The sequence below is a fragment of the Amycolatopsis sp. CFH S0740 genome (genome assembly GCF_004522315.1).
In the GTDB taxonomy this organism is placed as follows: domain Bacteria; phylum Actinomycetota; class Actinomycetes; order Mycobacteriales; family Pseudonocardiaceae; genus Amycolatopsis; species Amycolatopsis nivea.
The window spans coordinates 68,409-85,355 of record NZ_SDLS01000034.1 but is presented as its reverse complement, the minus strand read 5'-3'; the positions used below and the strand labels follow the sequence as shown (position 1 = coordinate 85,355).

Annotated in this window: 18 protein-coding genes; 7 read left to right on the top strand and 11 right to left on the bottom strand. The window is 70.8% G+C overall.

Annotated features, from left to right (window positions below; translation table 11 throughout):
- The first annotated feature begins 3 nt into the window (after positions 1-3).
- From EIZ45_RS38550 to EIZ45_RS38540, 3 genes are all read left to right on the top strand, one after another.
- Positions 4-1,239 carry an esterase family protein gene (locus tag EIZ45_RS38550; protein WP_134668483.1) on the top strand — a complete coding sequence of 412 codons (1,236 nt, stop codon included), beginning with the start codon at positions 4-6 and terminating at the stop codon, positions 1,237-1,239.
- Between the two features lie 110 nt (positions 1,240-1,349).
- A complete protein-coding gene (locus EIZ45_RS38545) occupies positions 1,350-1,700 on the top strand; it encodes a YciI family protein (protein ID WP_134668481.1) in 351 nt (116 codons plus the stop codon).
- On the top strand, positions 1,693-2,928 hold the full coding sequence (locus EIZ45_RS38540) for an RNA polymerase sigma factor (RefSeq protein ID WP_134668479.1): 1,236 nt from the start codon (positions 1,693-1,695) through the stop codon (positions 2,926-2,928). The genes EIZ45_RS38545 and EIZ45_RS38540 overlap by 8 nt, the downstream gene beginning before the upstream one ends.
- Here the strand turns inward: EIZ45_RS38540 and EIZ45_RS38535 are convergent.
- The 5 genes from EIZ45_RS38535 to dop all read right to left on the bottom strand — a co-directional run bounded on the left by EIZ45_RS38535 (position 2,907) and on the right by dop (position 7,351).
- Complete coding sequence (locus EIZ45_RS38535) at positions 2,907-3,644, bottom strand: transglutaminase domain-containing protein (RefSeq protein WP_134668477.1); 738 nt, start codon at positions 3,642-3,644, stop codon at positions 2,907-2,909. The genes EIZ45_RS38540 and EIZ45_RS38535 overlap by 22 nt on opposite strands.
- 66 nt (positions 3,645-3,710) lie before the next feature.
- The gene (gene prcA / locus EIZ45_RS38530) at positions 3,711-4,508 is read right to left on the bottom strand and encodes a proteasome subunit alpha (RefSeq protein WP_037806473.1); all 798 of its coding nucleotides are present in this window, start codon (positions 4,506-4,508) and stop codon (positions 3,711-3,713) included.
- Positions 4,509-4,569: 61 nt separating this feature from the next.
- The gene (gene prcB, locus EIZ45_RS38525; RefSeq protein WP_043830436.1) at positions 4,570-5,427 is read right to left on the bottom strand and encodes a proteasome subunit beta; all 858 of its coding nucleotides are present in this window, start codon (positions 5,425-5,427) and stop codon (positions 4,570-4,572) included.
- A gap of 138 nt (positions 5,428-5,565) precedes the next feature.
- Positions 5,566-5,760: a ubiquitin-like protein Pup gene (locus EIZ45_RS38520; RefSeq protein WP_037806475.1), complete on the bottom strand. Its 195-nt coding sequence runs from the start codon at positions 5,758-5,760 to the stop codon at positions 5,566-5,568.
- An 88-nt stretch (positions 5,761-5,848) separates the two neighbouring features.
- Positions 5,849-7,351 carry a depupylase/deamidase Dop gene (gene dop / locus EIZ45_RS38515; RefSeq protein ID WP_037806477.1) on the bottom strand — a complete coding sequence of 501 codons (1,503 nt, stop codon included), beginning with the start codon at positions 7,349-7,351 and terminating at the stop codon, positions 5,849-5,851.
- A gap of 40 nt (positions 7,352-7,391) precedes the next feature.
- On the opposite strand from dop, the gene EIZ45_RS38510 reads away from it, so the two are divergent.
- Positions 7,392-7,910, top strand: a complete 519-nt coding sequence (locus EIZ45_RS38510) for an NUDIX domain-containing protein (protein WP_043830439.1) — start codon at positions 7,392-7,394, stop codon at positions 7,908-7,910.
- A 131-nt stretch (positions 7,911-8,041) separates the two neighbouring features.
- Here the strand turns inward: EIZ45_RS38510 and EIZ45_RS38505 are convergent, their stop codons facing one another.
- The 3 genes from EIZ45_RS38505 to EIZ45_RS38495 form a co-directional block, all read right to left on the bottom strand.
- Positions 8,042-8,665 carry a hypothetical protein gene (locus EIZ45_RS38505; RefSeq protein ID WP_043830441.1) on the bottom strand — a complete coding sequence of 208 codons (624 nt, stop codon included), beginning with the start codon at positions 8,663-8,665 and terminating at the stop codon, positions 8,042-8,044.
- Between the two features lie 70 nt (positions 8,666-8,735).
- Entirely contained in the window at positions 8,736-9,659 is a 924-nt protein-coding gene (locus EIZ45_RS38500; protein WP_134668474.1) for an aldo/keto reductase, read from the bottom strand.
- Positions 9,660-9,754: 95 nt separating this feature from the next.
- Positions 9,755-10,093: a hypothetical protein gene (locus tag EIZ45_RS38495; protein WP_134668472.1), complete on the bottom strand. Its 339-nt coding sequence runs from the start codon at positions 10,091-10,093 to the stop codon at positions 9,755-9,757.
- A 120-nt stretch (positions 10,094-10,213) separates the two neighbouring features.
- On the opposite strand from EIZ45_RS38495, the gene EIZ45_RS38490 reads away from it, so the two are divergent.
- On the top strand, positions 10,214-11,119 hold the full coding sequence (locus tag EIZ45_RS38490; protein WP_134668469.1) for a DMT family transporter: 906 nt from the start codon (positions 10,214-10,216) through the stop codon (positions 11,117-11,119).
- 207 nt (positions 11,120-11,326) lie between these two features.
- Here EIZ45_RS38490 and arc read toward each other — a convergent pair whose 3' ends face one another.
- On the bottom strand, positions 11,327-13,129 hold the full coding sequence (arc, locus tag EIZ45_RS38485) for a proteasome ATPase (protein WP_037806484.1): 1,803 nt from the start codon (positions 13,127-13,129) through the stop codon (positions 11,327-11,329).
- Between the two features lie 341 nt (positions 13,130-13,470).
- Here arc and EIZ45_RS38480 point away from each other — a divergent pair, with 341 nt between their 5' ends.
- Both EIZ45_RS38480 and EIZ45_RS47115 read left to right on the top strand, forming a co-directional pair.
- Positions 13,471-14,388 carry a hypothetical protein gene (locus EIZ45_RS38480; RefSeq protein ID WP_043830449.1) on the top strand — a complete coding sequence of 306 codons (918 nt, stop codon included), beginning with the start codon at positions 13,471-13,473 and terminating at the stop codon, positions 14,386-14,388.
- Entirely contained in the window at positions 14,389-14,847 is a 459-nt protein-coding gene (locus EIZ45_RS47115) for a hypothetical protein (RefSeq protein WP_043830452.1), read from the top strand.
- On the opposite strand, the gene EIZ45_RS38470 is transcribed toward EIZ45_RS47115, so the two are convergent.
- Positions 14,844-15,674, bottom strand: coding sequence for a tRNA (adenine-N1)-methyltransferase (locus EIZ45_RS38470; RefSeq protein WP_037806487.1), 831 nt, complete (start codon positions 15,672-15,674; stop codon positions 14,844-14,846). The genes EIZ45_RS47115 and EIZ45_RS38470 overlap by 4 nt on opposite strands.
- A gap of 81 nt (positions 15,675-15,755) precedes the next feature.
- Positions 15,756-16,910, bottom strand: coding sequence for a M50 family metallopeptidase (locus tag EIZ45_RS38465; protein WP_051171941.1), 1,155 nt, complete (start codon positions 16,908-16,910; stop codon positions 15,756-15,758).
- Between the last annotated feature and the right edge of the window lie 37 nt (positions 16,911-16,947).

The following is a 16,947-nucleotide window of genomic DNA, read 5'->3' as shown; positions in this document are numbered from 1 at the left end:
TGGATGACCCGGCTGCTCCCGCAGGCGGTCGACCCGGTCCTGCCCCCGTCGGTCACGTCGCAGGCGCGCGACCTCGGGCCGCTCGAATCCCCCTTGCTGTGGCTGGCGTTCGCCGGAGCCGCCGCGGCGGTCCTCGCCGTCACCATCGCGCTCGCGCACCGCCGCCGCGTGCGCCGCTGGGGCGTCAACGGGTCGATCGCGCTGTTCCTGATCGCCGCGGTCACCGCGGTGAACAGCTACGTCGGCTACGTCCGCACGCCCAGCGACCTCGGCAGGCTGCTGCAGCGCGGTTCCGGCGCGATGAACGTCGCGGGCACCCTGCTGCGCAGCACCAGCGACGATCCGGCCGAGGATTCGGACCCCAGCACGCCGGACAGCTCCACCGGCGGGAGCAGCGGCAGCTCTCCCGCCGCCAGCCGCCCGGCGGCTCCGCCCACCGCCAACGGCAGCACCGAAGTGCTGAACGTCCCCGACCCGGCGCACGGCGTGCAGAACGGCGAGAACTACGTCGTCCTCCCGGCCGGCTACCACGATCCGGCGAACGCGGCCAAGCGCTACCCGGTCGTCTACCTGATCCACGGCTACCCCTACGGCGGTCCGCGCGACTGGCTCACCTCCGGCTCCGCGCCGCAGACGCTGAAAAGCCTCGAAGACGCGAACGTCATCCAGCCGATGATCATCGTGAGCGTCGACCTCACCGCCAACCGGCCGAGCACCGACTGGGAATGCCTCAACGTCCCGGGCGGACCGCAGCTGGAGACCTACCTCGCCAGCAGCATCGTCCCGTCGGTCGACCAGCACTACCGCACCTTCGCCGACCGCGGCCACCGCGCGCTCGGCGGCATGTCCGGCGGCGGCTTCGGCGCGCTCAACATCGGGCTGCACCACCTCGACGAGTTCGGCACGCTGCTGATCTCGCTGCCGTACGACGACCTGAACGACTCGGTCGGCGTCCTCGGCGGCAACCAGGCGGCGATCGCGGCGAACACCCCGCGCCGCTACATCCCGACGATGCCGTTCCCGCAGAAGGTCGCCGTGATGCTGACCGTCGGCACCGGCGCGCCGACCGACGTCGCGACCGCGCACCGCATCGCCGGGTCGCTGCAGCGGCGCGGCCAGGAGGTCGTGGTGCACGCCGAACGCGGGTTCAACCACACCTGGCACACCGCCCGCGCGACGCTCCCGTACATGCTCGCCTTCGCCGATCAGAACTTCCGCACCGCGCCTGCCGCCTCCTGAGCGGATTGTCCGGAAAAATATCTTCCGGGCGCTGTCCATCCGGGCGGGCGCCGTTCGTGGTGAGGTCAGTGCGGCACTCCGGCCGCGCTGACCGACGAAGGAGCCCGACCATGAAGTACCTGCTGCTGATCCACGCCGCCGCGGCCACCGAGCAGGGCGGGGCGGCCGGCTGCGAGCCCGCCGACTGGATGGCCTACGACAAGGAAGTCCGCGACGCGGGGGTGTTCGTCAGCGGGGAGTCCCTCGCCGACCTCGTGACCGCGACCAAGGTGCAGGTCGGCGCGGACGGCGAGCGGTCGATCACGACCGACGGCCCGTTCGCCGAGACCCGCGAGCTGCTCGGCGGGTTCTACGTGCTGGACGTGCCGGACCTCGACGCGGCGCTCGACTGGGCGGCCCGCTGCCCGGGTTCGCGGGACGGTTCGGTCGTGGTGCGCCCGATCGCCGACTTCGATGCCTGACGCGCGAGCGTCCGTGGCGGCCGTGTTCCGCGAGGAGCACGGCCGCCTGCTCGGCGCGCTCGTCCGCCGTTTCGGCGACCTCGACCTGGCCGAGGAGGTCGCCGCCGAAGCGGTGGAGGCCGCGCTGGTGCGCTGGCCGGTCGACGGCGTCCCGCCGAAACCCGGCGCGTGGCTGATGACGACCGCGCGCCGCAAGGCCGTCGACCGGCTCCGCCGCGACCAGGCGTACGCGGCGAAACTGGCCGTCCTGCAAGCGGAATCCGACCGAAGCGACCTTCCCCCGCCGCCCGGGGCCGACGGCGACCTGCCCGACGACCGGCTCCAGCTGTTCTTCACCTGCGCTCACCCCGCGCTGGCCGCCGAGGACCGGCTCGCGCTCACCCTGCGCTGCCTCGCCGGACTCACCACGCCCGAGGTGGCGCGGGCGTTCCTCGTGCCGACCGCGACGATGGCGAAACGGATCGTGCGGGCCAAGAACCGGATCCGCGACCACCGCATCCCGTTCCGCGTCCCGGCCGGCGACGAGCTGCGCGCCCGGCTGCCCGGCGTGCTGCAAGTGCTGTATTCGCTGTTCACCGAGGGCTACGCGGCCAGCTCCGGCCCGGACATCCAGCGGCCCGACCTGGCCGAGGAAGCCATCCGGCTGGCCCGGATCCTGCACCGCCTGCTGCCCGACGAACGCGAGAGCACCGGGCTGCTGGCGCTTCTGCTGCTGGTCCACGCCCGCCGCGCCGCGCGCACCGGCCCGGGCGGCGAGTTCGTCCTGCTCGAAGACCAGGACCGGACCTCCTGGGACGCCGCGCTGATCGACGAAGGCCGCGCGCTGGTGCCGGTCGCGCTGACCGGCGGCCCGCCCAAGCCGTACGGGGTGCAGTCGGCGATCGCCGCGCTCCACGCCGAAGCACCGGACGTCGCGCGCACCGACTGGCCGCAGATCGTGGCGCTGTACTACATCCTGCTGACCCTCGCCCCGACCCCGGTGGTCGCGCTCAACCGCGCGGCCGCGGTGGCCATGCGCGACGGACCCGAAGCCGGCCTGAAACTCCTGGACGGGTTAGCCAGCGAGCCGCGACTGCAGGGCTACCACCCGTACGCCGCGGCTCGCGGAGACCTGCTGCACCGCCTCGGCCGCGACGACGAAGCCGCGGCGGCGTACCGGGAAGCGTTGGCCAGCGCGGGAACCGAGCCCGAACGCGCGCATCTGCGTCAACGGCTGGAGGCGCTCTGACGCGGTGCCCACCGGCTCAGCACCGGGTCGACCAGCCTCGCCAACGGACCGGACAGCGTCTGGCCGTGCCGCCGGAACAGCTCGTCGCGCGAATCGAAACGGCCTAGATCCGCCAGCACGGTCGCGGACAGGTCGCACGCTCCGCCGGTTTCGCAGATGACGCCGTCCCAGTCGATCGCCGTGCGGGACACCGCGTCGAACAGCGTTTCCCCGCTGTCATTGGAAAATCCCGGACTCGCCGCCAACGCGGTCAACGGTCCGAACAACTCCCCGACCGGGACCCAGCTGCCGTCGATCCCGAACTCGGGCCACGCCACCAGCACCCGCGACGGCACCAGGGACTTGAGCCGCGGAAACCGCGGATACCAGAACCGGCCGTCCACGAGCAGACCCCGCACCCGCGTCGGAATCCCTTGCGCCCGCGCGACTCCCTCCAGAATCGCCAGCCGCTGACTGCACGAACCCCGCCCGCGACGCAACGTCCGCGAGACCGGCTGCCGCTCCTGCACCGCATACACCGGCCGCACCGCACCGGCGATCACCCGATGCGCGGCCCGCAACCCGGCCAGCCAGTCGTCCGATGCGGTCGCCCGCACCAACGACTGCACCAACGGATCGCGCCAGTCGAGAATCGCCGTCGGCGCTACACCGCCCACCGCGGAACCGGCGCCGGCGACGCGCCGACGCCACCACGGGGTCACCAGCGCACACGTCACCACGCCAGTATCCCCGAAAACGACTGCGGGCCGCCGGAATCGTCCGGCGGCCCGCAGCGCATCACGTCATTCCTTCTCGGCCGAGCCCTCGCCGGAACCCTTGTCCGAGTCCTTGCCGTCGCCCTCGCCGGACTCGTCCGCCTTCTCGGCAGGCTCCTCCTTCGCCGGCAGCAACGCCTCCAGCGCCGCCCCCGACAACCGCCGGAACGCCCGCCGCGGCTTCGCCCGGTCCAGCACCGCGACCTCGAGCTTGATCTCCGCCTCCGCCGCCGACCCGTTCCCGTTCGACGACGTCGCGGTCGCCCGCAACCCCTCGATCGCCGTCGCCAGCGCCGTCCGCAGATCGTGCTCCGGATCCACGACGTCCTTCAGCTTCGTCGTGATCGGCTCCGTCTGCCCGCCCATCACCACGAACGGCGACTCGTCGAAAATCGACCCGTCGAACGTCAACCGGTACAGCTGGTCCTCCGCCGCGGTCGCCCCGACCTCGGCCACGCACACCTCGACCTCGAACGGCTTCAGCTGCTCGGTGAAAATGCTGCCCAGCGTCGCCGCGTACGCGTTCGCCAGCGCCCGCGCGCTCACATCCCGCCGGTCGTACTGGTAGCCCTTCAAATCCGCGTGCCGGATCCCCGCCACCCGCAGATTCTCGAACTCCGAATACCGGCCCACCGCGGCGAACCCGATCCGGTCGTAGATCTCGGACACCTTGTGCAGCGTCGCCGACGGATTCTCCGCCACGAACAGCACCCCGCCCGCGTACTTCAGCACCACCACGCTCCGGCCCCGCGCGATCCCCTTGCGCGCCAGCTCGGAACGCTCCCGCATCAACTGCTCGGGAGAGGCATACAACGGCATCGTCACGGTGTCGGCTCCACGTTCTCCGAAAACTCGGCAATCATTGATTCAGCGGACATCGACGGCCTCACACCGGCCGGTGGTGATTGCGCTCCGCGCGCCCGGCCACCACCGCCTCGGCCACCGCACCCGTCTGCTCCGCGGGCAGCACCACCGCGCCGTCCTCCGCGGTGATGGTGATGACGTTCGGGAAAATCCGCCGCACCATGTCCGGCCCGCCGCTCGCGGTGTCGTCGTCCGCCGCGTCGTACAACGCCTCCAGCGCCGTCCGCACCGCCGCGTCCACGTCCGCGTCCGGGTCGTACAGCTTCTTCAGCGACGACTTCGCGAACAGCGAACCCGAACCGACACTGGCGTACCCGGCGTGCTCCTCGTACCGCCCGCCCGCCGCGTCGTACGACACGATCCGGCCCGCGTGCTTCGCGTCCTCGGCCTCCAGGTCGTACCCGACGAACAACGGCACGACCGCCAGCCCCGCCATCGCCATCTCCAGGTTCGCCTTCACCATCCCGGCCAGCTTGTTCGTCTTGCCGTCCAGCGAAAGCGAAACGCCCTCGATCTTCTCGTAATGCGCCAGCTCCACCGCGTACAGCCGGACCATCTCCACGGCCAGCCCCGCGGTCCCCGCGATGCCCACCGCCGAGTACTCGTCCGTGACGTGCACCTTCTCGATGTCCCGGCTCGCGATCAGGTTCCCCGACGTCGCCCGCCGGTCGCCGGCGATCAGCACCCCGCCGGCGAACGCGACCGCCACGATCGTCGTGCCGTGCGGCACGTCCAGCTCACCCGCCGGCACCCGCCGCGCCGGCAGCAGCTCCGGCGCGGTCGCGCGCACGAAATCCGCGAACGACGACGTCGCCGGCGAAAAGTAGGCCGACGGCAGTCCGGGCCCGGAAAAACCCGCCCCAGAGGAGGTGTTGTCCATACGTGCTCTCGGTTCCCATCTCATCCCGTGCCCGGCAACGCCGAGCACAACCTGCCCCCGGCGCCGCCGCGCGAAACCTCCGGCCCAGCGCGCCCGCCGCACCGCCCCGCACCCGGGGCGGCCGCGACGGGCGGACGGCTACTCGCCGCCCTTCTGCACGTAAGCGCGGACGAAGTCCTCGGCGTTCTCTTCCAGCACGTCGTCGATCTCGTCGAGGATCGTGTCCACGTCCTCGCCGAGCTTCTCCCGCCGCTCCTGGCCCGCCCCGCCGGCGTCGTCGAACTCCTCGTCGGAATCGCCGCCGCCGTGCTTCTCGATCTTCTCCTGCGCCATCTCGCCTCCCGGTCTGGCCGATGTTTCCTAGCCTACCCAGCGGTACCGACGAAAGGGCCTTCAACCGGCCCGAAACGCCGGGATCGCGCTAGTCCGAACCGGTGATCGCCTCCACCAGCTCCTCCGCCGTCGCCGCCGCGTCCAGCAGCTTCCCGACGTGCGCCTTCGTCCCCCGCAACGGCTCCAGCGTCGGGATCCGCACCAGCGACTCCCGGCCCACGTCGAAAATCACCGAATCCCACGACGCCGCCGCGATCGACGACGCGTACTTCTCCAGCGCCCGGCCCCGGAAGTAGGCGCGCGTGTCCGACGGCGGATTCGTGATCGCCGCCTGCACCTCCTCCTCGGTGACCAGCCGCTTCATCGAACCCCGCGTGACCAGCCGGTTGTACAGGCCCTTGCCCAGCCGCACGTCCGAATACTGCAGGTCCACCAGCCGCAGCCGCGGCGCGCCCCACGCCAGCTGGTCCCGCTCCCGGTACCCCTCCAGCAGCCGCAGCTTCGCCGGCCAGTCCAGCCGGTCCGCGCACTCCTGCGGATCCCGCGCCAGCGCGTCCAGCACCTCGCCCCACACCCGCAGCACTTCCTTCGACGCCTCGTCCGCACCCGTGCGCTCGAGATTCGCCGCCGCCAGCTCGTGATACGCGAACTGCAGGTCCAGCCCGGTGAACTTCTTCCCGTTCGCCAGCTCGACCTTCGTCTTCAGCGTCGGGTCGTGGCTGATCTTGTGCACCGCCCGCACCGGCTCGTCCAGCTTCAGGTCGTCGAACCGCACGCCCGCCTCGATCAGGTCCAGCACCAGCGCCGTCGTCCCGACCTTCAGATACGTCGAGTACTCCGAAAGGTTCGCGTCCCCGATGATCACGTGCAGCCGCCGGTACTTGTCCGCGTCCGCGTGCGGCTCGTCGCGCGTGTTGATGATCCCGCGCTTGAGCGTGGTCTCCAGCCCGACCTCGACCTCGATGTAGTCCGAGCGCTGCGAAAGCTGGAAACCCGCCTCCTCGCTCTGCTGCCCGATCCCCACCCGGCCCGAACCGCACATCACTTGCCGCGACGCGAAGAACGGCGTCAGCCCCCCGATCACCGCGGTGAACGGCGTCGACCGCTGCATCAGGTAGTTCTCGTGCGTGCCGTAGCTCGCGCCCTTGCCGTCCACGTTGTTCTTGTACAGCTGCAACGGCGGCTGCCCCGGCACGGTGGCCGCCTTCAGCGCGGCCTCCTCCATCACCCGCTCGCCCGCTTTGTCCCAGATCACCGCGTCCCGCGCGTTCGTGACCTCCGGCGCCGAGTACTCCGGATGCGCGTGGTCCACGTACAGCCGCGCACCGTTGGTGAGGATGACGTTCGCCGCGCCCAGGTCCTCGACGTCCGGGTCGTGCCCGGGACCGCCCGGCCCCGTCAGGTCGAACCCGCGCGCGTCGCGCAACGGCGACTCCACCTCGTAGTCCCAGCGCGCCCGGCGCGCCCTCGGGATGTCCGCAGCCGCGGCGTAGGCCAGCACCACCTGAGTCGAGGTGAGCACCGGGTTCGCCGTGGCGTCCCCGGGCACGGCGATGCCGTACTCGACTTCGGTTCCCATGATCCGACGCATGCCACCACCCTACGGGTTCGACGCGTGCGAGGATGCCCCCATGCCAGGCAGTGACGAACTCGTTGCCCTCTATGACGACGCGGGCCGCCCGGCCGGCGAGGCGCTCCGCTCCCGGGTCCGGACCGAAGGGCTCTGGCACGCCGCCGGCGTCGTCCTCGTCCGATCGGGCGACGGACGCTCGGTCTACGTGCACCTCCGCACCGCGGACAAGGACACGTTCCCCTCCACCTGGGACTGCTGGGCGGGCGGCGTCGTCGCCGCGGGCGAAACCCCCGCCGACTGCGCGCGCCGCGAACTCGCCGAAGAACTCGGCGTCCACGGAGTGGAACCGGAACCGCTGTTCACCAAAATCTACGACGACGGCTCGATCCGCTGCCACAACTTCGCCTTCGAAGTCCGCTGGGACGGCCCGGTGACACTGCAGGCCGAGGAAATCGTCGAAGGACGCTGGATCCCGCTCGACGAACTCCGCGCCTGGGTCTTCGCTCCCGAGCCCGAACCGCCCTTCATCCCCGACGGCCGCGCGGGCGTCCAGGAATGGTTCCGCCGTTACGGCTGAACCCNGGCGTCCAGGAATGGTTCCGCCGTTACGGCTGAACCCCGCGGTACGTGAGGGGAACCCTGAGGGAATCAGATTCCCTCAGGGTTCCCTTCACGTACCTGGCCCCAAGACAGAAGGATCCGACGCTGTTACGGCTGAGCAGTCAGCTTCGCCGCGATCTTCGGCAGCAACCGCTTCGCCGCGTCCTGCGCCCGCGCCGGCGTGCTCGCCGCGACGCTCAACGCCGACACCAGATTCCCCTTCGCCACCAACACCGCGCACGTCGAGCCCTCGCACCACGCCCGCTGCACGGTGATCCCCGGCTGCGGCGGCAACGACACCTCCACGCCCGCGCAATGCGTGCCCGCCACGACATCCTCGCCCGAACGGTCCGCGTACACCATGACCTCGTGCGTCAACGCCGAACCGCTCGGATACACCCAGCTCACCGACTTGCGCTCACCCGCGGCCAACCCGCTCAGACACCCCGAAACGCGACCCGCACCCGGTGCCACGCCCTCCTCGGCAACGTCCGAATCGGACAGCAAAGCGGCCTCCGCGCGCCGCGGATCCGGTGCCGCCGAAGAAGAAACCACCGGAGGATCGACCGCCCGCGACACCGGCGGAGCGACCGGAGCACTCGTGCCCGGCGCGGGAGCCGGATCGTCGTAATAAGTCTCGAGATTGTTGGGCCGGTTGCCGCATCCGGCGAGCCCGCCCAGCGCGCCCAGCCCGACCAGCACAGCGACTGCTGGCACCTGCCGACGACGCACGTTGCCCCTCCGCGCTCAGTGTTGCCCGTCCGCCCCGGGCCATGCTGGGCCCCGAGGGTAATGCAATCGCTCAGCTCCACCCGAGGTGGGATCGATGCGCCCAGTACTCGCGCGCGTCCTGCGCGAGTTGTCCCAGCGCAACGCGGTCCTCGTCGCCGAGGCGCACTCGCGTGGCGGCGAGGTTCGCCGCCAGCTGTGCCGGACTCGACGGACCCAGCACCGCCATCGGAGCCCACTCCTGTCCGAGCACCGCGGCCACCGCGATCGCGTCCGGACCGACACCGTGCTCCCCGGCGATCCGCCGCAGCGTCTCGGGAGCTTCCGCGACGAGCCGTCCGTTCGCGAGAGTTTCCTTGACCAGCACCCGTTTCCCGGCCGCGTGCGCTTCCGCCAGCGCCGAGCCGACCGACGGCTCGAAAACGTTCCAAGTGGACTGGACCGACGCGAACACCGGCTGCCCGGCCGATTCCAGCTCGAACGCCCGGCGCACCACGTCCGCCTGCGCGGGTCCGGATGTTGAGAAACCGACCTCGACGCCGTCGCCGGAAAGCCCGGCCAGCGCGTCGATCAGCGCCGGATCAGTGAAAAGTGGACTGTCCACAGTGAGCGAATGGACCTGGTACAGGTGCACGTGCCCGGCCAGAAGTTCCCGCGTCTGCGCCCACTGTTCGCGGAACCGCGGCAGCGTGTGTTCCTTGACCTCGTGGACGTCCGCGTCGAGCCGCCAGTCGCCGACGTAGCGGTAGCCCCACTTGCTCGACACCGTGACGTCCTGGTGTCCGCGTTCGGCCAGCCAACTGCCGAGAAACTCCTCCGACCGGCCGTAAGACCGCGCGACGTCGACCCATCGGACGCCCGCCGCGTACGCCGCGTCGAGCACCTCGTGCGTCGCGGCCCGCATCGACGGCACATCCCGCACTTCGGGCAAGTCTCGCCCCAGATTGATGTATGCCGGACGGCCGAGCGCGGCCAGCCCCACCGCGATGCGGTCCATCGGGACCCCCTTGTCGTTGCTGTGGTTGGGAAGTCGTGTCGCGAGCTTAGGCGTGGCGACGTGAAACGTTTTCCGATCGCCAGATGTATAGGTCGTTATACACTTTGTTTGTGCCGGAGGATGGCGAGCCATTGGCTGGCGTTTTGGGCTTGGCGGTGGAGTTTTTCGAGGCGGGCGGCGGGTGCGCGGACGTAGCCTTTGCCGAAGACCGGGGCGATCTGACGGAGGCTGGCTCCTTCTTCGCGGGCGGCGAGGAGCGCCCAGTCGGAGGCGTCGGCGCAGGCCGCGGAGGCGCGGCGCAGCTCCCCCAGGAGGTCGATGAGGTCGTTGGCGTTGAGCTCCCCCGCTTGGACGGCGGCGGCGGTCGTCTCGAGCCAGGCCAGGACGTCGGCTTCGGTGATCGGCGGGCGCGGGCGGGCGTTGTCTGTGCTCACGCGCCGCAGTATAGGGCGTTATACACCGAGGTCGAGCACAGTGACCGAAACCTGCTGGACTCCGGGCGTGGCGCGCACGTTGACTGGCCGAAGCAGTCCGCTGGTCGTTTCGGAGGTTCAGTGAGGTTCGGCATCGCCGCCCGGTTCGTCGCGCTCGCCGTCGTGTGGGGCGCGAGTTTTCTGTTCATCAAGGTGGGCCTGGAGGGGCTCTCGCCGGCTCAGGTGGCGCTCGCGCGGGTCGCGCTGGGAGCGTTGACGCTCGGCGCGTTCCTGGTGCTGCGCAGGCGATCGCTCCCCCGCGATCCCGCGCTGTGGGGCCATCTCGCGGTGGTTTCGCTGCTGTTCTGCGTGGGTCCGTTCCTGCTGTACTCGTGGGCCGAGCAGTACGTGGCGTCCGGGCTCGCCAGCATCTTCAACGCCACCACTCCCCTGCTGACCATGCTGTTCGCCGCGGCCGCCCTGCCCGCGGAACGGCTTACCCGGCCGAAAACCGCCGGCCTGCTGATCGGCTTCGCCGGCGTGCTCACCCTGGTCGGAGTCTGGCGCGGCATCGACCTGAGCCACGAAGTTCTCGCGCAGCTCGCCTGTCTCGGTGCCACCACGTGCTACGGCCTGGCTTTCGTGTACCTGCGGAAATTCGTGTCGTCCCGCAACCCCGACCCGGTCGTGGTCGCGTTCGGGCAGACCGGTTTCGCCACCGTGATCCTGCTGGCCGCGACGCCGGCGATCGCCGCGCAGCCGGTGCACCTGAACCTCGCCGTGGTGCTGTCCATGCTGGCGCTCGGCGTGCTGGGCACCGGTGTCGCTTACACCTGGAACACCGCCATCGCCACCGCCTGGGGCGCCGCCAACGCGTCCGCTGTGACCTACCTCACTCCAGTGGTCGGGGTCCTGCTCGGCGTGCTGGTCCTCGACGAACCGGTGCACTGGAACGAACCCGTCGGAGCGCTGCTCGTGGTGCTCGGCATCCTGGCCTCGCACGGACGGCTTTCCCGGGCGCGGCAACCGGTCCTGGAACGGGTCTGAGACGCATGCCAGCTGTGGGCGCGTTTGCCCACGTCGTACGGGCTGGCCCAGGGCCGCGCCAAGTAGCTTCAAGTCAGCGCGTGCCAGCCCGCGGGCGCGGTGCGCGAAGCCGTCCCAGGCCGATGCGCACCACACCCCCATGGGGTCTGAGACGCACCGCGGGGCCGCCGGAGAGAGATCCGGCGGCCCCGCGGCTTTCGCGCTGTCCTACAGGTACTGACCGGTGTTCGTGGCGGTGTCGATGGCCCGCCCCGATTCCTGGTTCTTGCCGGTGACGAGCGTGCGGATGTAGACGATCCGCTCGCCCTTCTTGCCGGAGATCCGGGCCCAGTCGTCCGGGTTGGTGGTGTTGGGCAGGTCCTCGTTCTCCGCGAACTCGTCGACGATCGCGTCCAGCAGGTGCTGCACGCGCAGGCCGGGCTGCTTCGTCTCCAGCACCGACTTGATCGCCGACTTCTTCGCCCGGTCCACGATGTTCTGGATCATCGCGCCCGAGTTGAAGTCGCGGAAGTACAGGACTTCCTTGTCCCCGTTGGCGTAGGTGACCTCCAGGAACCGGTTCTCGTCGCTCTCCTCGTACATCCGCTCGACGGTGTGCTGGATCATCGCGTCGAACGTCGCCTTCTGGTCCCCGCCGAACTCCGCCAGGTCGTCGGCGTGGATCGGCAGGCCCTCGGCCAGGTACTTCGAGAAGATGTCCTTCGCGCCCTCGGCGTCCGGACGCTCGATCTTGATCTTCACGTCGAGCCGGCCCGGCCGCAGGATCGCCGGGTCGATCATGTCCTCGCGGTTGGAGGCGCCGATGACGATGACGTTCTCCAGCCCCTCGACGCCGTCGATCTCCGACAGCAGCTGCGGCACGATCGTGGTCTCCACGTCGGAGGACACGCCCGAGCCGCGGGTGCGGAAGATCGAGTCCATCTCGTCGAAGAACACGATGACCGGGGTGCCCTCGGAGGCCTTTTCCCGCGCCCGCTGGAAGATCAGCCGGATCGACCGCTCGGTCTCGCCGACGAACTTGTTCAGCAGCTCGGGACCCTTGATGTTGAGGAAGTAGGACTTGCCGTCCGCGTTGTCCCCGCGAGCCTCGGCCACCTTCTTGGCCAGGGAGTTCGCCACCGCCTTCGCGATGAGCGTCTTCCCGCAGCCAGGCGGGCCGTAGAGCAGGACGCCCTTCGGCGGGCGCAGCTGGTACTGCTCGTAGAGGTCCGCGTGCAGGAACGGCAGCTCCACGGCGTCGCGGATCTGCTCGATCTGCCGGGTCAGGCCGCCGATGTCCTCGTAGCGGACGTCCGGCACCTCCTCCAGCACGAGGTCCTCGACCTCCGCCTTCGGCACCCGTTCGTAGGCGTAGCCCGCCTTGGAGTCCACCAGGAGCGAGTCGCCCGGTTTGAGCGGCTGCTCGGAGAGCGGACCGGACAACAGGACGACCCGCTCCTCGTCCGCGTGGCCGACCACGAGAGCGCGCGTGGCGCCGCCCTCGACGTCCGGTGCGAGCACTTCGCGCAGCGCGCACACCTCGCCGGTGCGCTCGAAATCGCCGCCTTCGACGACGGTGAGCGCCTCGTTGAGCCGCAACGCCTGCCCGCGCCGCAGCGACGAGACCTCCACCGCGGGCGACACCGAGACGCGCATCTTGCGCCCCGCGGTGTAGACGTCCACCGTGTTGTCCTCGTAGGCCTCGACGAACACCCCGTAACCGCTCGGCGGCTGGGCCAGCCGGTCGACCTCTTCGCGGAGGGCGAGCAGCTGACCCCGCGCTTCGCGCAGGGTTTCGACGAGTTTCGTGTTCCGCTCGGTGAGCTGGCTCACCCGTTCCGACGCCTCGGCGAGACGTTGTTCGAGAACGCGGTTCTGTCGCGGGGAATCGGTGAGCCTGCGGCGCAGCAGCGCCACTTCTTCCTCGAGAAAACGGATCTGCCGGGCTTGTTCCTCTGGTGTCTGCCCTGCTCCGCCGGTTGCTGAAGGGTCGGCCTCCTCGCGCCGACCTCCGGGAAGGTCATGATGCATCGGGCACCTCCTCGGAGTGCTTTTCATTCCACGGTACCGGCGATCACCGACAAGAAAAGGCCTTTCCGCATCACAAGACCGGCGCGTCGCGCTTTTTCTTCCGGCGAAGCACGGCCGCGAGCGCAGCGCAAGCGGCCGATTCGGTGCCGCGGACGGGAATCCGCTCCGCGCGGGTTTCCGCAACGCGGAACTGAACACGCTACGGATGCCCCGCCGGGCACCCGCGGCAAACCCGAGTTGCGGGTTGGCTGCGCGGAAAGGCGCGCGGCTGGCTAGCATCCCCGGGTGGCCGCGCTCCGCACGCGGCCCGCACTTTCGCGAGCACGGCAGGGGGAACCGAGATGACTTATCCGCCGCAGCAGCCCGGCGGCTGGGACCAGGGCGGACAGCAGCCGAACCCGTACGGGGGCCAGCCCGGCGGCCAGCCGCAGTACGGGCAGCCTCAGCAGGGCGGATGGAACCAAGGCGGGCAGCCGCCGCAGTCCGGCGGGTTCCCGGCCGCGCCCGGCCCCGGCACGCCCGGCCAGGGCGGCCCCTACCAGGGCGGATACCCGCAGCAGGGCGGCGGCCAGCAGTACGGGCAGCAGCCGGACCAATTCGGGCAGTTCGGACAGCAGCCCGGCCAGTTCGGGCAGCCGGGCCAGCCGGGTCAGCCGGGCGGGCAGTTCGGGCAGCAGCCGGGCGGGCAGTTCGGCGGGTACGGCGAGGAGCCGCCGAAAAAGAAGAAGACCGGCCTGATCGTCGGCATCGCGGTCGCCGCGGTGGTCGTCCTCGGCGGCGCGACCGGCCTGGTCATCTGGCTGACCGGGGACAGCAAGAAGGACGACAAGACGGCCGCCCCGCCCGCGTCGTCCTCGGCTCCGGCAGCGGGTCCCCAGTCCAGCGGGCCGAGCGGCAGTTCGTCGTCGTCCCCGTCGACCTCGTCGTCGGGTTCGGGCAGCGGCGACTACCCGGCGGCGGCCGGTGCGAAGCCGACCTCGGGCGAGCTGTTCCAGGCCGCGTCCGAGGCGTACAACAGCTCCGACACCGAGGGGCTGTTCTCGATGCTGTGCACCAGCCTCACCAAGGGCCAGAAGCCGGGAAGCGAGAAGATGCCCTCGGGCATCCACTTCGAACTGACCGGCAGCCCGCAGGAGAACGGCGACCAGGCGACGGTGAAGTACCACGTCACCACGTCCACCAAGACCGCCGACGGCACCCTCACCGCCCTGCGCCAGGGCGGGGCCTGGTGCCTCGGGAAGGTCAGCACGGACCACTAGGTGAGACGCCGGCTCGGCACGGCACTCGGCCTGCTCGCAGTCGTTGTCGCGGGCGGCGTCCTCGGCTTGGTCTCGATCGGCCTGCCGGGGCCCGCCCGCACCGTCTCGGAACCGCCCGCTCCCCCGCCTCCGTCGCGAAGCAGCACGTCCTCGGCTCCCGCGCCCGCGGCGGATCAAGCCGCGATAGCGACGCTCGCGCGCACTCTCGTCGACGCCATCACGCGCGCCGACTCCGCCGAATTCGGCACTCTCACTTGCAAACCGCAAACTGCTGCGGCGCTGAAGGAACTCCAAGCCAAATGGGACGCCGCGGGCCCGCTTCGCGTCTCACTGGTTGGACAACCGGCGATCGCGGGCGACGACGCGACAGTGACCGTCCGGGTCGAAGGCACCGGCGGGCACAAGGAAACCCCGTTCCCGCTGCGCCGCGAGAACGGTCGATGGTGCGTCCCTGGTTAGCCTTTGCCCTTGCTGGGCCGTCGTGAAACACGCGGCGACACTGTGCCGTCCGCCAGCCGACGCGCAGTGAGCAGGAACGCGGTGTGCGCGACCATCCGGTGGTCCGGCCGCACCGCGAGACCGACGACGTGCCACGGCCGCATCAGCGTCTCCCACGACTCCGGCTCGGTCCAGCACTGCTGTTCCCGCAGCGATTCCGTGACGCGCGACAGCTGCGTGACAGTCGCGACGTAGACGGTCAGCACTCCGCCGGGCACCAGGTGCGCGGCGACGTTCGGCAACTGGTCCCACGGCGCGAGCATGTCCAGCACGACCCGGTCGACCTCGCCGGTGTGCGTGGCCAGATCCGCGACGGTGAGCGTCCAGTTGTCCGGCTTCTCGCCGAAGAACTTCACGACGTTGCGCTCGGCGTGCTCCGCGTGGTCGTCGCGGATCTCGTAGGAGAACACCTGTCCCGCCGGACCGACCGCGCGCAGCAGCGAGCAGGTGAGCGCGCCCGAACCGGCGCCGGCTTCCAGGACGCGGGCACCCGGGAAGATGTCGCCCCACATCACGATCTGCGCGGCGTCCTTGGGATAGATCACCTGCGCGCCGCGCGGCATCGACAGCACGTAGTCCGGCAGCAGCGGCCGCAGCGCGAGATACGTGCTGCCGCCCGCCGAAGTGACCACGCTGCCCTCGGGACGGCCGATGAGGTCGTCGTGCGCGAGGGCGCCGCGATGCGTGTGGTACTCGCCGCCGTCGGCGAGCGTGAGGGTGTAGTGCCTGCCCTTCGAGTCCGTCAGCTGAACCCGGTCACCTGCACGAAACGGTCCGCTGACCGACAACTTCTTCCTCCACTGCAAAACCCGGAACGCCGACGTCGAATCCTCGCAGGTCGTCCCGCGCCCGTCGTGCGCGGGTGCCCCTCACTGGGCGCGCCGGCCCTGCATCAGCGCGGTCCGCAGGTCTTCGCGGCGCAACACGCCCGCGGGACGGCCTTCGTCGTCGACCACGAGGAACTGCCAGGCGGGCGTCTCGCGCACGCGCTCGGCGATCTCCTCCCCCGGCTCCGACGCGAGCAGCACCGTCTCCGCCCGGATCGGCTCGGCCGCCTGCTCGGCCGGCGCGTGCGGGCTGACGCTCGCCAGCTGCTGCGCGGCTTGTTCGTCCAGCAGTCCCGCCGCGACGCCGTCCGCGCGCACCAGCACGACGCCGCGTCCCGCCGAGGCCGCCAAAGCGTCGGACACCGGGCTTTCCGCGGGCAGCTGCAAGACCGGACGCACCAAATCGGACAGTTCCAGCCCGGCTGGCCAGCCGCGGCGGGCTTCCGCCGCCAGTTCGGAGCGCGCTCCGAGGATCACGAACCACGCCGTCACGACGCACACGCCGAGCCGCAGCCAGCGGTCCGGGCTCTGCATCGCCAGCCCGAGCAGCGCCCAGACGATCAGGCCCGTGGCGACGAGCGCGCCGCCCGCGACCGCGGCCCGGGTCCCCTTGGCTCGCAACCCGGTCATCGCCCAGACCCCGGCGCGCACGAGCCGTCCGCCGTCCAGCGGCAATCCCGGCAGCAGGTTGAAGAAGCCGACCGCGAAGTTGGCCACCGCGCACTCCGCGACGAGCAGCCACACCGCGCCGTCCGGCGGAACCGCGAACAGCAGCAGCGAACAGAACCCGCCCAGCACCAGCGAAACCGCGGGCCCCGCCGCGGCGACGAGCCCTTCCTGGCCCGGCCGTCGCGGCGTACGGGCCACTTCGGACAGTCCGCCGAGAAGGAAAAGCCGCAGCCGCCGTACCGGGATCCCGAGCCGCAGCGCGACGAGGCAGTGCCCGAGTTCGTGCGCTAGCACGGAAAGCCCCAGCAGCACGGCGAACGCGGCGGCGAGCAGCCACGCGGTCGGCGTCGAAACGTCCGGCAGGAACCGCCCGACCAGCGGCGCGTAGAGCACCACGATGATCAGCGAGCCGATCCACCACGAGGGGGCGAGCAAAACGGGCACCCCGCCGACCCGGAACAGCAGCAGGCCGCCGTCCCCGCCGGCGCGCCGGGCGGGCCCGGCGCCGTGCTGACTGGTCGCGGCCATGCCGGACAGAGTAGGGGGCCGGGTGTGGGAAGCCGGT

What these genes read in the sequence shown, in the direction of transcription:
- EIZ45_RS38480 (WP_043830449.1), top strand. Translation starts at nt 13,471, where the DNA reads ATGACTTATCCGCCGCAGCAGCCCGGCGGCTGGGACCAGGGCGGACAG.
- EIZ45_RS38550 (WP_134668483.1), top strand. Translation starts at nt 4, where the DNA reads ATGACCCGGCTGCTCCCGCAGGCGGTCGACCCGGTCCTGCCCCCGTCG.
- prcB (WP_043830436.1), bottom strand. Translation starts at nt 5,427, where the DNA reads ATGGACAACACCTCCTCTGGGGCGGGTTTTTCCGGGCCCGGACTGCCG.
- EIZ45_RS38465 (WP_051171941.1), bottom strand. Translation starts at nt 16,910, where the DNA reads ATGGCCGCGACCAGTCAGCACGGCGCCGGGCCCGCCCGGCGCGCCGGC.
- EIZ45_RS38545 (WP_134668481.1), top strand. Translation starts at nt 1,350, where the DNA reads ATGAAGTACCTGCTGCTGATCCACGCCGCCGCGGCCACCGAGCAGGGC.
- EIZ45_RS38500 (WP_134668474.1), bottom strand. Translation starts at nt 9,659, where the DNA reads ATGGACCGCATCGCGGTGGGGCTGGCCGCGCTCGGCCGTCCGGCATAC.
- EIZ45_RS38540 (WP_134668479.1), top strand. Translation starts at nt 1,693, where the DNA reads ATGCCTGACGCGCGAGCGTCCGTGGCGGCCGTGTTCCGCGAGGAGCAC.
- arc (WP_037806484.1), bottom strand. Translation starts at nt 13,129, where the DNA reads ATGCATCATGACCTTCCCGGAGGTCGGCGCGAGGAGGCCGACCCTTCA.
- EIZ45_RS38520 (WP_037806475.1), bottom strand. Translation starts at nt 5,760, where the DNA reads ATGGCGCAGGAGAAGATCGAGAAGCACGGCGGCGGCGATTCCGACGAG.
- dop (WP_037806477.1), bottom strand. Translation starts at nt 7,351, where the DNA reads ATGCGTCGGATCATGGGAACCGAAGTCGAGTACGGCATCGCCGTGCCC.
- EIZ45_RS38510 (WP_043830439.1), top strand. Translation starts at nt 7,392, where the DNA reads ATGCCAGGCAGTGACGAACTCGTTGCCCTCTATGACGACGCGGGCCGC.